The organism is Rhizobium sp. CF122 (genome assembly GCF_000282035.1).
Lineage (GTDB): Bacteria > Pseudomonadota > Alphaproteobacteria > Rhizobiales > Rhizobiaceae > Rhizobium.
Genome location: NZ_AKKA01000036.1, coordinates 1 through 12,369, shown reverse-complemented (window position 1 = coordinate 12,369; position 12,369 = coordinate 1). Strand labels below are relative to the sequence as shown.

14 protein-coding genes are annotated in these 12,369 nt (G+C 59.9%); 1 reads left to right on the top strand and 13 read right to left on the bottom strand.

Features of this window, described 5'->3' with window-relative positions:
* The 13 genes from PMI09_RS09400 to PMI09_RS32120 all read right to left on the bottom strand — a co-directional run.
* Window positions 1–744: type IV secretory system conjugative DNA transfer family protein (locus PMI09_RS09400; RefSeq protein WP_007791684.1), on the bottom strand; the 744-nt coding region annotated here is incomplete at its 3' end.
* Complete coding sequence (virB11, locus tag PMI09_RS09395) at window positions 741–1,766, bottom strand: P-type DNA transfer ATPase VirB11 (RefSeq protein ID WP_007791680.1); 1,026 nt, start codon at window positions 1,764–1,766, stop codon at window positions 741–743. The genes virB11 and PMI09_RS09400, both read right to left, overlap by 4 nt.
* Window positions 1,732–2,967 carry a type IV secretion system protein VirB10 gene (gene virB10, locus PMI09_RS09390; RefSeq protein WP_007791677.1) on the bottom strand — a complete coding sequence of 412 codons (1,236 nt, stop codon included), beginning with the start codon at window positions 2,965–2,967 and terminating at the stop codon, window positions 1,732–1,734. Before virB10 ends, virB11 begins: the two co-directional genes overlap by 35 nt.
* Window positions 2,967–3,758, bottom strand: a complete 792-nt coding sequence (locus tag PMI09_RS09385; RefSeq protein ID WP_157213353.1) for a TrbG/VirB9 family P-type conjugative transfer protein — start codon at window positions 3,756–3,758, stop codon at window positions 2,967–2,969. Before PMI09_RS09385 ends, virB10 begins: the two co-directional genes overlap by 1 nt.
* Window positions 3,759–3,772: 14 nt before the next feature.
* Window positions 3,773–4,465 carry a virB8 family protein gene (locus PMI09_RS09380; RefSeq protein WP_007791671.1) on the bottom strand — a complete coding sequence of 231 codons (693 nt, stop codon included), beginning with the start codon at window positions 4,463–4,465 and terminating at the stop codon, window positions 3,773–3,775.
* Window positions 4,466–4,490: 25 nt separating this feature from the next.
* Window positions 4,491–5,525 carry a type IV secretion system protein gene (locus PMI09_RS09375; RefSeq protein WP_007791669.1) on the bottom strand — a complete coding sequence of 345 codons (1,035 nt, stop codon included), beginning with the start codon at window positions 5,523–5,525 and terminating at the stop codon, window positions 4,491–4,493.
* A gap of 11 nt (window positions 5,526–5,536) precedes the next feature.
* Window positions 5,537–5,752: a hypothetical protein gene (locus PMI09_RS09370; RefSeq protein ID WP_443216176.1), complete on the bottom strand. Its 216-nt coding sequence runs from the start codon at window positions 5,750–5,752 to the stop codon at window positions 5,537–5,539.
* Between the two features lies 1 nt (window position 5,753).
* Complete coding sequence (locus tag PMI09_RS09365; RefSeq protein ID WP_007791666.1) at window positions 5,754–6,455, bottom strand: type IV secretion system protein; 702 nt, start codon at window positions 6,453–6,455, stop codon at window positions 5,754–5,756.
* Window positions 6,456–6,467: 12 nt separating this feature from the next.
* The gene (locus PMI09_RS09360; RefSeq protein ID WP_007791664.1) at window positions 6,468–7,577 is read right to left on the bottom strand and encodes a lytic transglycosylase domain-containing protein; all 1,110 of its coding nucleotides are present in this window, start codon (window positions 7,575–7,577) and stop codon (window positions 6,468–6,470) included.
* A complete protein-coding gene (locus PMI09_RS09355; protein WP_007791662.1) occupies window positions 7,574–9,988 on the bottom strand; it encodes a VirB4 family type IV secretion system protein in 2,415 nt (804 codons plus the stop codon). The genes PMI09_RS09360 and PMI09_RS09355 overlap by 4 nt, the downstream gene beginning before the upstream one ends.
* A 2-nt stretch (window positions 9,989–9,990) precedes the next feature.
* Complete coding sequence (locus PMI09_RS09350; protein ID WP_007791660.1) at window positions 9,991–10,290, bottom strand: type IV secretion system protein VirB3; 300 nt, start codon at window positions 10,288–10,290, stop codon at window positions 9,991–9,993.
* 3 nt (window positions 10,291–10,293) lie between these two features.
* The gene (locus PMI09_RS09345) at window positions 10,294–10,632 is read right to left on the bottom strand and encodes a TrbC/VirB2 family protein (RefSeq protein ID WP_007791658.1); all 339 of its coding nucleotides are present in this window, start codon (window positions 10,630–10,632) and stop codon (window positions 10,294–10,296) included.
* Window positions 10,633–10,649: 17 nt separating this feature from the next.
* Window positions 10,650–11,192: a transglycosylase SLT domain-containing protein gene (locus PMI09_RS32120; protein ID WP_052026523.1), complete on the bottom strand. Its 543-nt coding sequence runs from the start codon at window positions 11,190–11,192 to the stop codon at window positions 10,650–10,652.
* 470 nt (window positions 11,193–11,662) lie between these two features.
* Here PMI09_RS32120 and PMI09_RS09335 point away from each other — a divergent pair, with 470 nt between their 5' ends.
* Complete coding sequence (locus PMI09_RS09335; protein WP_162130394.1) at window positions 11,663–12,295, top strand: DUF4179 domain-containing protein; 633 nt, start codon at window positions 11,663–11,665, stop codon at window positions 12,293–12,295.
* Window positions 12,296–12,369: the final 74 nt, after the last annotated feature.

Genomic DNA, 12,369 nt, shown 5'->3' with positions numbered 1-12,369 from the left:
AAGCACATAGCTGATCACCCCTGCAATGACCTGTTGGGCCATTCCTTGCCAGACGGCGTTCTCAGAACCAATGGCCTCTGGAATGAGGATCGCAGCCATGTTCTGAATGTCGATCGTCCGGCTGCCTCGGTCGGCACGCACGAAGTCGAGGGGATTCCAGCGATGCGTTTTCTGCGAGCCCGGCGAAAACAAGAACACCTGGTGTCCGTTCGCCAGCCGATATCCGGCCGTCAGGTCGAAGATTTCGCCTTTCAGATCGGTGACGATCATCGAGCCCGGAAACATCAGGGCATTGGGAATGACGTAGCCAACGCCTTTGCCTGAGCGCGTCGGTCCAACGATCAGATGGTGGCGATCGTCCTGTCGTCGAAGGATACGAGTACCGAAACGCCCGAAAATATGACCCTGCCTGCCGAACCAGCCGCCGCGCCGCAATGCGGGCATGTCCTCGAAGGCGGCGTCGCCAAGCGGGCTGCTGTGTCGCCTGAGACCGAAGGCGGCCGCAAAGGCAGCTGCTGCGATTGCCGGGAGGGCCGCTGACAGCGCCACGAGCCGCAGCGATCGGTTGCCAAAATAGGCCGCAAACTGCTCAAGCGGTGCGAGCGGATTGGTCGTCGTCATTAAGTGCAGGACCCGCCCGTCCTTAAAGACGATTTGCAGGATCAGGCCGTAGGTAAGCATCCACACCGCGACCGCGATGAGCGCGCAAAAGAACAGGTAGACGGCGAGGTATCCCCGGCTCATGGCGCACGCCGGGCGTAGTATATTTCAGAAACGCCTCTCAGCCCCCCATCACGGCGCAGCTGGATGACGATCGGTATGACCATCCGGATGTAGGACATGAGGTCGCCCTTGGAGTAGCCCGATGACATGCCGGCCTGCATCATCATCATCGCAAGTTGTTCGTAGGCACCCATCGGCGTGTCTGCATGGACGGTCGACATGCTGCCGGGATGACCGGTATTGATCGCCCGCAGGAAGGCGAATGCCTCAGCGCCGCGAATCTCGCCGACGAACAGCCGGTCAGGCCGCATGCGCAACGATGCTTCCAGCAGGGTCTGGATCGACACATGCGCCGTGCCCTGGTCGCCGCGCGATGCCAACAGATGCACGGCGTTGCGATGCGGAGGAAAGAGTTCCCGCGTGTCCTCGAGCGTCAGGATGCGCTCGCGCTCATCGATGCTCTTCAGGCAAGCGTTCAGGAATGTGGTCTTGCCCGTCGACGTGCCGCCGCTGACGAGGATCGAGACCCGCTCGCGGATGGCCGTTTCGATAAATTCGTGCGCCCGTCCGGCCTTAAGAAGGGCATTAAGACTTGCTTCGGTCTCCGACAGACCGTCGACAGTCACCGACACTTTGTCGAATCCACCGGCATCGCGATACTGCGTCAAAGTGAGGTCGTTGATGACCTGCTTTCTTATCGAGATCGATCCGCCGTCGGGTGCTGCTGGCGGCAAGACGATCTGGATCCGCTCGCCGGTCGGAAGTGCCGCGCTCAAGAGCGGATTGACAGGGCTGATGAACTGGCTGCTTGCGGCAGCAACCCGCTCACCGATATGCTCGATTTCTCTGGCGGTCAGTTCGGCGATGGCGTGAAACTCCATGGCGGAGGCTCCCAGGCGTTCAACGAAGACCTCACCTGGTCGGTTTACCGAAATCTCTATGACGCGCGAATCCGCAAGCAGATCGGCAAGCGGCGCAAGCGCGCGTCGCAGAAAATAATAGGCGTCCCTATCGGGTGCGACCTTGATCGAGGCCTCGCGCATTCCTGATCTCCTTCAGTGCTTCCTCGACCGGGTCCGGATAGATGGCGGAGAAGTCGAGGTCCTGCCGGACATAGACAAAGATCCGCTCGCCCTGGGGAACGTTGATTGTCGGGGGGATACGGAGGTTTTCCGACAGCGCCTGATTGGCCATGTCGGAGAAGGTTTGTGCGATGGTCTCGCGAGCGAGCTCGCCAGCCCGGTCGGCGTCGGTTTCGCCGTTGCCACCGCCAGAGCTATACTGGTTGCTGCCGTATCCGATCAGATAGGACGAGCTTGCGCCGACGACTGAAAGCAGGATGGCGGAGCCGAACCGCTCGCGCCATTTGGTATCGACGATGCCGGTAAGGCCGGAGCGGCCAAGGCTATCGGCGCCAATACTATTGAGCCGGACCGAGACGCCGTCGTCGCGCAGCAGCCGGGTCCAGATGACAAAGATCCGCTTCTGCCCGCGCGTCACGTCAGATTGATATTCGCCAATCAACCGCGTGCCGGTTGGGATGAGAAGGCGGCGCCCATCAAAGGAATAGACATCCTGCGAGGTAATGGCACGGATCTGCCCCGGCAAATCACTGTTGATGGCGGTCTCGAGAATGCCCGGGATCAGCGTGCCTTCGGGTATCATCGCATCGATCCGGTCAATTTGACGGGCTTTTGCAGAGCGGTCACCAATCGCGGACGCCGTCGCCAGGAACTTGCTGTTGCGGTCCTCGCCTGCAACGGTCGGCCCGCTGCCGGTGCTGCCGGGGTCTGCCGTATCACCGCTGATCTTGGCGGTGTCGACGACGATCTGCTTTGAGCGATATCGGTCGGGGAACGCCTCCGGTTCCGGGTCAGGGGGCACGGCCGGTTCGACGATCTGCGGTGGAGGAGGCACGTTGAATTCGGTCGTATCCGGAGGCGCTTGCGGCTTTTCGGGGGGAGGCTCGGGGATCTGGATAATGTTGTCGGCGGGCTTTGGTTCAGGCGTCTGCTCTTCGCGCAAGAACGACGGTGGGCTGTAGGTCGTTGTCGTAAACTCCTCATCACCTTGCAGAACATCTGGTGTCGTTTTGTGAGGCGCGAAGACGGCAATATAGGCAAGAGCGGTACCGGCAAGCAGCAAGGCCGCCCCGCCAAGCAGTTGCTTTTTGCGCAGACGCCTGTCGCCGACTGCAGTTTCGTCGGCCGCAAGCATGGCCTCGAGCTCAGGCGAGCGCTGCATCAATTGCCACTCCTTCTGCGGTTCGTCGCTTTCTCATCGGCAGAGGGAGCAAGGAGCGCGGGATCTGGCTGACTGAAATCCGGCTTTCTCAGATTGAAGATGCAGGTCCACTGATTGCCGTCGCGCAGCGTGTACTGCGAGGCTGTTCCGTCAACGACAATATAGTCGCCTTCACGACGGAAGTTTAAAAGGGTCTCGGTGAAGTCGCTGTTGACGGCAAAGACGGCCGGCACCTTTTGAGCAAACTTGAAAAAGGTCTTCTTGCCGTCATCGAAGATCATCAGCGGTTTCAGGGCCGGATCGCCGGAGAAGGAATAGTCGATGTTGACGTTGGCCTTGTCGATACCGGACATGTTCGGGTAGCTTGCCCGGGCTTCGGCTTGCTTCCTGAGTGAAGCGTTCAAATTCTTGTCGGGGTAGACGAAGCGGATACCGAAGACCTTTTTGTTGTCCTCCGGGGCATAATCGTTGAGCTCCAGGTAGTAGATCCGTTTCGTCGTCACGACATTCATATTGGTCGCGACGTTCTTCGCCTTCGGCTTGACGAACAGGATGTTTGCCTTGTCCGCCGCGACGATGTCCCAGCTGTCGGTATCGCCAACAGCGATCGTCTCGAACGTCTCGTCCTCATCAAATATGATCATCGTCGAAATGCCGTAGGTGGCAAATACCCGCACGACGTCGTCCGGTCGATAGACCACGCTGGTCACCCGTGGATCAAGCCGGCCTGCCAGGGGGGTTCTGGCAGCATGCGATGATGCCGGCAAGACCGAGGCGATGATTGCAACCATTAAAATGCGTCGTCTCACGGGTTGGTCTCCGTCACCGTCTCCTGATCGCGTCGATAATCGTAGACCTGAAATCCCAGCGGGTTTTCAAAGCGCCACTCGTTGGCGGTGGGCGTATCGGTGTAGCGATAGCGGACAACTGCAATCCAATGGCGCGTGATTGCATCCGAGTCGGAGACCTCACTTGTTGCGAAACGGACGATGCCGGTTGAACTGTTTGGGAACGTCACGGACGCGATCTCGGTCATCACCCGCTTGGCTTTTCCGTAAAGCCTCGCAGGATTTTGAACGTTGGCCGCGCTATAGAGGTCCTGTAGCTCCCGCGCCGCGTTGCCAGTGGAAAGGAGCGCTGCAATTTTAAAGTTCTGCTCGATCGCATAGGGGTCATATCCCTCCCGCGATCTGATATAGCGAACGATGTTGGCCTGCGTGACGGCCTGTTGGTCGGTGAGATTGGCCGGCCGGGTCAAGCCGCTCTTGACTTCGAGATAGCCGGTGTTCTTGTCGACCTCGACAATATATGGCTCGAAACTCTTGAGTGGCACGAGCATCACCAGCGCGATCAGGCTGAGCAGCGTGATGCCGGCAAAAATCGTCGTCACGAACCACGCGAGCGTCCGGGAGCGCTTGGCCTTCTTGACGATTTCCTGCTCCCAGGCGTCACCGCTCTGGTAATAGGTGCTGAGCTCGAGCTCTTTTTTGTCAGCCATCGTTTATCTCGTCGTTTCCGGGTCGTCAGCTGGGCAGGCTCTGGCGGGAGATCTTCGTTTGCATGGCCGAGCGCGCGCCGGAGGCATTGTCCTCGCCTTTACTGTCGCCGCCGCTGAAGCGGTTCGAGAGCCATCGAGTGCCGCGATAGGCAGCGACGCCTGCGCGCGCGCCGCCCTTGGCAGCGGCCAATGGATATTGGATGCCAAGCCGGCGCGTCACTCCAGCGGCTGCGTTTCCAACGCCGACGGCAATCCCGCCTGCAATCCCCTGGCCGATCGACTGGATGTAGAGCATCACGAACCCGCCCGCGATGCAAAGCAGCAGGAAGCCGGCGATGTCGGCAAGCGTTAGGGTCCGCGACCCGCTTGCAGCATCGATCTTGCTGAGCTCCGGGTTCATCGCGGCAATCAGAAAGGCGGCGATGACGTAGACGAACAGGGGAATGAGCGCATAGGTCAGCACCTGATTGAACCAGCCCATGCCGTAGCCACGCGTGCGATCAAACAGCATGCAGGCAATGAAGACCGGCGCGGTGCCGATCAGCACCCAGAGCATCACCTTGGCAAGGATGAGGACGGCAAGTGCGATTGCGATGAAGATGCCGGCGCCGACCAGGATCAGGATGCCGACCATGCTCGGAAGGATCGAAAAGTAGCCGGACTGCTCCGCAAAGGCCGAGGCCGCCTCGTTGGCCCGCATCCAAATCTCAGACAGACCGTTCGTCGGCTCGGTGATCCCCGTTCCAGAGGCAGCCAGGATGGCCCGGCCGACGTCTTCGGGCGTATCGTTGAGCCAATGATAGAAAAGATTGTCGAAGTTGGCCCAGGAGCTGACCAGTGCAAGAATGATCATCATTCTGACGATCCGGCCAAGAATATCGCCGAGCGAAAGCCGTGACGTGCCCATGACCAGCTGCAGGCCGTACCAGGCGAGGTAGACCATGAACATCACCCGCAGGAGCGGCAACAGTTCGTTGCCGACCACCGTGTAAGCCTGCTGCGAAAAACTCGAACCGGAGTCTTCGATGCGCTGGAGGAGATCGCCAAGAAAATCCTGCATGCCTGAGATCCTCATTGCTCGTCGGGAAGAATGACGCCGATCGCCGCAAAGGCTGCGGCCGGGTCATTGACACGCCGCATGACGCCGCAATCCTGTCTGGTGTCGCTGGCAAACGAGGAGAGGCTTAAGGGCCGTTTGCACGGCGCCGTCTTCTCCTTCACGGTGCCGCATCCCGACAGCAAAGCGGTCCCGACGGCGGCAATTGCAAGCATTCTTCTGATCATCATGCTAGTTGCCGTAGGTCAGCGTCTTCCTGGTGTTGGAAATATCGGTGAGGCGGCGTTGGTTTTCGGCCTGCAACGACGAAACCGCCCCGTTCATCACTCCGATCATTTCGTTCAGGGTCAGTCCAGACTGCACCTGCAATTGGCTGTTCTGATCGATCGAACCCTTGATATCCTCAGCAGTGCCGATGCGCGCACCAGCTTCTTGGAAGGCGCTGCGCCGCGTTTGTGCTGCCTTTTGCGAACCGTTGGTCAGGGCGGAGACCCCAAGCACGGTGTTGACCAGCTGCTCATAGGACTTGTCGCCCGAAAAGCTGCTGTTGTCTTTGCCTGACAGGTTTTTTACCAGCTGCAGGCCATTGATGAACATGGTCGCCGTTTTGGCGATGTCGCCGCTCATCGACCCGAAGTTCGGCGCCCCCTCCTTCAGGATGTTCTCAAACGATGGGATCTGCGAGACGCTGAAGCCATTCCCGATCGCCAGATTATTCAGGGGTGCTGCGGTGCTGGCACGGTCTCCGGTCACCGCCTTCAGCGTATCCTCTACCGTCGCCAGGATGCGCTTGTTGGTGTCCAGGATCCTGTCCGTGGTTTCGGCGGTCCTTCTGGCGACCTGATAGTTTGTCTTGTCGATGACCGGCACGTCGCCAAGGGCAGCCTGCTGCATGGAAAGCAGGACGGAAATTGTCAGGACTTCAAGTCTCATGTCGTTCTCCCATCATTGCGGTTGCAGCATGAGCTGCACCTGGTTCACATCGGGGCGTTTTTCGATGCAGGCCTGGTCGGCGGCGCTCCAGACCAGATCTTGCCGGGGGGCGCACAGACCCGGTGTGTCTGGCGATGCCCGGTGATCTGCCTTGCTGCTGCTCGTCTGCGAGGAGCCGGAGAGATTGGCCGATGCCATGGCATTGCGCGAATTCAAAAGATCCGCCATGGCAGCGGCGAGCTTGATGAGGTTGTTCATCATGTCGAGATTGGCGTTGCGGGCCGTCGAATTAAGATCCCAGCTGTCCTGGAGGGTTCCGGTCTGCAACGCGGAGAGTTGCTGGTACCAGCTTGCGACATTGCCAAGGCTGGCAGACGTCGACGCGCTGATCGCCATGGCGTTCAGGGTCGAGGTGCGCATGCCGGTATAGGCTGTTCCTCCACCCCCGAAATTCAGAGGAATCCCCGACTTGTCTGAGCCACCAAAGGCCGGCAGCCAGTCCTTGGTGATGGCAGCGACATAGCCTTGGGTTTCCTTGAAGGGAGGTATGCCGCCATACTTGCTGACGCTGCCGGGACCAGCGTTATAGGCGGCAAGGGCGAGGTTCACGTCACCGCCGAAATTGGAGAGTTGTTGCCTGTAATAGAGCGCCCCGCCCCGCAGGTTCTCTTCGATGTTGTTCTCGTCGACACCAAGTTGCGCGGCGGTGTCCGGCATCAGCTGAGCAAGCCCGGTCGCTCCGGCCCCGGATTTGGCGCATGGATTGAAGCGGCTCTCCTGATAGACGAGGGCGAGGAACTGGTTCTCGTCGACACCGGATTGGCGGGCGATGCGACGCACAAGACCCGAAATTTCGGGATTGCCTTGTGCTGCGCCGATTGGGTCATTGCGCCGGCCTGGCCGGTACATCGAACAGGTAACCGAGGTGTGGATGGTATAACGATCGTGATCGGTGTCCTTAAGCGCGGCGGTCGTCTTGTCGCGCTGCGCACGCGGATCAAGATTGCTCTTGTCGAAGGTTGGAACCTCTGCCCCTGCCAGCTGCGCACTCAGGCTGATCGCGGAGGCGGTGAGGACGAGGAGGGCGGCGCATGGCGGCCTTTGTGCTGCGTCGCTCGTCACCGGCCTTCCTCCCACCCGCAGAACCTTGCCAGCCAGCCGGAGGGATCATCGCCGTGCTGTTTGCGAAGCAGGGCGCATTCCTCGATGGTTTCCTTGCGTGCGGAGAGCACCTTGATCAGATCAGGCATCGAACCGAGATCGAGCCGGGCAATGACGCTGTCGTGACCGTGCTTGATCAGGAAGGATCGCTTTTCCGGCGGGGTGTTGCGGACGAAGCCGAATTCCTTGGCGGTGAGCCCGAAACGGTTGATGTAGCTCTCCTCGTCGGCGCGCGGATTGGGAAAATGTATCGTCGTGGCAGACTGCTCGATCAGCGTATGGGCGGCCGGCGAGCGGACGATATCTGCAGCGGACTGTGTGGCGAAGCCGACAATGCCGTTCAGCTTGCGGATGGTCTTCATCTTGTCGACGATGAAGTCGCTGAAGGTCTGGTCTTTCAAAAGGCGCCAGCCCTCGTCCATGAAGATCATGACCGGGCTGCCGTCGAGGAGCTCGTCCAGCCGATGGAAGATGTACATCAGCGCCGGGGTGCGCAGATCGTCATTGTCCAGGATGTTCGTCATGTCGAAGCCGAAGACGCGGCCTTCGCAAAAGGACAAGACGTCGCGGGGCGCGTTGAAGAGCCAGGCCTTCTCGCCCTCCATCCAGGGGCGCAGCCGCGCATGGAGGTCGTTCGGGCCGGCGCGTGAGCGTCCGGTGACGAGCCCGGCCAGGTTGGTCAGCGTTCGCTGCGCCGCAGGCTCGCGCATGAGCCGAATGATCGCGCGCTCAAGCGTGTCCTCTTCTTCCTGATCGAATGGGGCGTCTTTGTCCTTGCTGAGCATTGCCTTGAGCAAGCGGAGCAGAAATTCCCGGTTTTCACCGGTGTTTTGGATCTGCATCGGATTGAAGCCGGTCGGTATGCCCGGGGTGAGGATCTCGTATGAACCGTTCATTGCCCGCAGGAAGATTTCGGCACCCCGGTCCTTGTCGAAGAAGACGGCGCGCGGCGAGGGTTTCACCCTGAACGCCTGCGCCAGCAGAAAGGCAAGGGCGACGGTCTTGCCGGATCCGGTTGGGCCGGTCACCAGAAAATGGCCTATGTCACGCTGGTGGAAGTTGAACCAGTAGGGTGTCTGGCTGGATGTTTCCAGGATGGTGACCGGCCTTCCCCAATGCATCCCGTCGCTTCGGCCGGCCGCGAAATTGTGCATCGACGAAAGGCCGGAGAAGTTGGCGCTCGAAAGCATCGACCGCCGGGCGATATAGGCATGATTGCCCGGCAGTTGCGCCCAGAACGCTGCCTCAAGGTTCAGGTCCTCGCGCAGCCAGTTGATGTTCATGTCGGTGAAGCAGGCACCGAGATCTGCGACCGCCTTGTTGACGCCATCGAGGTCGCGCGACAGGCAAAGCAGCGAAAGATGATGGAAGCCGAAGACAGCCTCCTGGTTGAGCAGGCTGTTCAGCGCGAAATCGATGTCGGTTTCGATATCGCTGCCGGCTTCGTCGGAGGCGCCGATCTGCCGCTTGAGTCTCGAAATGCGTTCCTGAGCAATCGGTTTGTCGGCGAGCGTAAAGGACTGGGTGAGGATGAACTCGTGGTTCACCTGTAAGAGGCCATCCAGCATTCCGGGACCCGTGAACGGCGGATATTCCTTGATAGACAGCATCGCGCCAAAGCGGTCTTCTCCCTTCACCGGCCCCTGCGCCTGCATGGTGCGGCGTGCAAAATGGAGCCGCGATGATCCCAGAAAACTGGCAAGACCCATGCGAGGCAGACGCATCTTGCGGGGTATTCCGCAGGTGAGGATGGTGTTCAGGAACGCCGAAGGTTCCGAGTAGGGCTCGTTGTTGACGCTTGAAATACCAAGGACTGTCGCACCGTATTTGCCAAGGTCGCGCACGATATTGCCGACGAGCTCTTCGAGCTCGCCAACCGCCTCGACAAGTTGATCTTCCTCGGCGTCGCGACCCAAAGCTTGTCCGAGGAGACGTCGGACGCGCTCACCCACCGCCAGCGCTCCACGCATGCCCGAGCGCAAGACGGTCAGGTAAAGCTCATTTGTGAACATGCGCTTGCGGCCGAGGGCATCCATGTAGCGGCGGTCGAGCTCGGCGCAAAACGGATCGTCGAATTCGCCGGCGATGAAGGGATCGACCTGCCGGCGGATCACCGTCGACCAAAGGGAAAAACGGCTGGAGCCGAGCGCCCGGATCAACGTGTTCTGTACCACCGCGCGCATGTTGATCTCGGCCTGGTCCTCGGTCTGAAAGAACAGTCCGTCCAATTTGATGACGCTCATCAGGGTGCCGTCTTCGAGCCTGATGACGGTGTCGGCGACGTGACGCAGGTAAGGGATGTGTCTGGCCATCGGCCGTTCGCGATGGTGGACGGATCCGAAGCCGAGTTCTTCACGGATGACGCTGAGCATGGTCACGGCCCGTAGGAGTTCGCGCCCCAGAACGCCTTGTTCGGCGTCTTGGGCGTCAACCGCGTGGAGACCTGCAACACATCGAGGACACGCGCGTCAAAGCTGCAGAGCGTGAAAAGAGCGGCGTAGGCGCATGGCGCCGTCATCAGCGCCCACAGCTCATTGGTTATCAGCCAGGCGATGATCGTGAGACCGATGGCGATGACGACGGCCATGTAGGGCACGCCCCAAAGCGTCGGTGAGCGCGTGAGCCCGATCACCAAGGGCGTCAAGTGGGGTTTTTCATCCTCCAGCGCAGCCATGGCCTAATTCCCGACTGTCGAGATCAACTGGTCGACGATGGCTGGTGCACCGAAGACCAGCCCGATGCCGAGAACGACTGCTCCGGCCGTGAACCAGCTGAGGCGACCTGCGAAGGCAAGAAACCCGAGGCCGATGACTGCGATGATGGCGACGAGACGTCCGAATGGCCCGGTGATGAAATCGACGACGGCCTGCACGACCGTCTGCAGGGGAGCAAAGGCCTGGTTGGTCGCCTGCGCCATGGCAAGATCCGCCGCGGCAAGCTGCATCAGACCAAGAGCGACGAGAACGCCAGCACGGCGCGCCCACCTCTTTTGACGATGAGACAGTACAAGCTTCATGGTCATCTCCTTTCGGTTCAGAACTTCATAACCCCGCCGATGAAGGTCGGCATTCGCGCGCCGAGGACGTCGCTCGCGCGTATGTTGTCGACCTCGGTTGTCTGATTGCGGCTGCGACCGTTTCGCTTGACAGGAAAGTCGCGCCCAAGCTGGCGGTTGATGACGGAGGCGACGTAACGGACGGTCTCGGGATAGGCTGGGATGCCGCCGCTATCGTAGACGGCCTGTTCGCCGGCGTTGTAGGCCGCGGCGGCGACGATCGGGCTTTCGAATTCGTCGAGAAGCGCGCGCAGATAACGCATGCCGCCGTCGATGTTGTCGGCCGGATCACAGACATCAGTCACGTTGAAGCGCTTGGCGGTACCCGGCATCAACTGCATCGGCCCGCGCGCACCCTTGGGGCTGTTGCGAACCCGGTCGAAGCGGCTTTCCGTCCAGACGACGGCAAGGGCGAAAGCCGGGTCCACGCCGTGGCGGCCAGCGCTGTCAACCGTCAACGCCTTGATGTCTTCCACCGACGCCGGCGAGGTACCGCAAGGCGGCGGAGCCGTGGAAGCCAACGTCTGGTCGTTCCGGACTGATTTAGTTTGTTTTTTGCTCGAAAATGCGCGACCTGGTCCATTTGTTCGACTATCGCCACCGGTGGAGAAAAGCAGACTGTAATAGTTCTTTTCTTGAGGGGTGCCGCCGAGCGGTCGCGCAGGTGCAGGAAGGGCTTCCCTCTTGTTTCCGGACTGAGCTGTGCGCGGTGTATCGAGGCGCGATTGCGGGATCGCGTCATCAGATGTTCGACCGTAAATCATTGCTATATTGTCGTTTTCTGTCGATTGAGCCTGGACTGCGACCGAATGCAGGCATGCCGCTGCCGCAATCAAAGATGCCTGGAACTTGTTGGCCATAAGATCACCCATGCGTTCCGTCTGGAGCCAAACGACACCAAAAATGACCTGTTGTCAATTCCATAAATGAACTGTAATAGTCTATTTCCGCGAGGAAGCGCGGATTTGAATATTGTCCGGAGGATGTGCAGGTGGTGCAAACTGTTTTGGCTCGAGGCGCTGCAGCCGTGATCGCGATGCTGCTTGGTGAGATGGCAGGGCTCGTGTCCGGCGCGTTTGCTGCTGGCCCTGTCGAACCCGCCTACATCAAGTCTCTTGCTGCGCCAGGAAAGATGGTGCTGGTGGTCGAGTATTACGACGGGAGCAGCGCCATCGTTTCTCGGAAGGGATACGCCTCAGCGATCGGGTTTCGCGCCAGTTCGCCGAACGAAATCATTGTCGACGGCAAGACCACCTTGCATCTCTATGGCGTGGAGCCTTGCCAGGGAGAGATGGTCAACCGGAAGGAAGGTTTTTCCGGCAGCTGCGAAGACTTTGCCCAGCAGCAACTGAAAATCCTTCTCAAATATCCAAAGGTCATCCTTTGCCGGGCCTTTTTGTCCGAGGAGAATGCGGCAAAGCAGGATGTAACCTGCTTCGGCTACTACTTTTTCCCCGGAACTCTCGACAGCATCGCCAATTTCGAAGAGCAACTGGTGTCTTTAGGGGCACTTCGTGTGGCAAAAAAAGCGGATGGCTCTCTCATGCGTCCGGATCTGGCCGAGGCCGAAAAGATCGGCCGCCACGGGTTCGGCATGTGGGCTGATCCGAGGACGAAGCCCTGATGCGGGCAAAAACGTCGCATCGGCGATCATGTTCTGCGTCGCAACGGCTGCCGCCACACCGGGGGCGGGGGCGG

Bases quoted from the DNA above. Each gene is read 5' to 3' on its own strand.
- virB11 (WP_007791680.1), bottom strand. From the start codon at position 1,766: ATGCGCGAGGCCTCGATCAAGGTCGCACCCGATAGGGACGCCTATTAT.
- virB10 (WP_007791677.1), bottom strand. From the start codon at position 2,967: ATGCAGCGCTCGCCTGAGCTCGAGGCCATGCTTGCGGCCGACGAAACT.
- PMI09_RS09385 (WP_157213353.1), bottom strand. From the start codon at position 3,758: ATGGTTGCAATCATCGCCTCGGTCTTGCCGGCATCATCGCATGCTGCC.
- PMI09_RS09380 (WP_007791671.1), bottom strand. From the start codon at position 4,465: ATGGCTGACAAAAAAGAGCTCGAGCTCAGCACCTATTACCAGAGCGGT.
- PMI09_RS09375 (WP_007791669.1), bottom strand. From the start codon at position 5,525: ATGCAGGATTTTCTTGGCGATCTCCTCCAGCGCATCGAAGACTCCGGT.
- PMI09_RS09370 (WP_443216176.1), bottom strand. From the start codon at position 5,752: ATGATGATCAGAAGAATGCTTGCAATTGCCGCCGTCGGGACCGCTTTG.
- PMI09_RS09365 (WP_007791666.1), bottom strand. From the start codon at position 6,455: ATGAGACTTGAAGTCCTGACAATTTCCGTCCTGCTTTCCATGCAGCAG.
- PMI09_RS09355 (WP_007791662.1), bottom strand. From the start codon at position 9,988: ATGCTCAGCGTCATCCGTGAAGAACTCGGCTTCGGATCCGTCCACCAT.
- PMI09_RS09350 (WP_007791660.1), bottom strand. From the start codon at position 10,290: ATGGCTGCGCTGGAGGATGAAAAACCCCACTTGACGCCCTTGGTGATC.
- PMI09_RS09345 (WP_007791658.1), bottom strand. From the start codon at position 10,632: ATGAAGCTTGTACTGTCTCATCGTCAAAAGAGGTGGGCGCGCCGTGCT.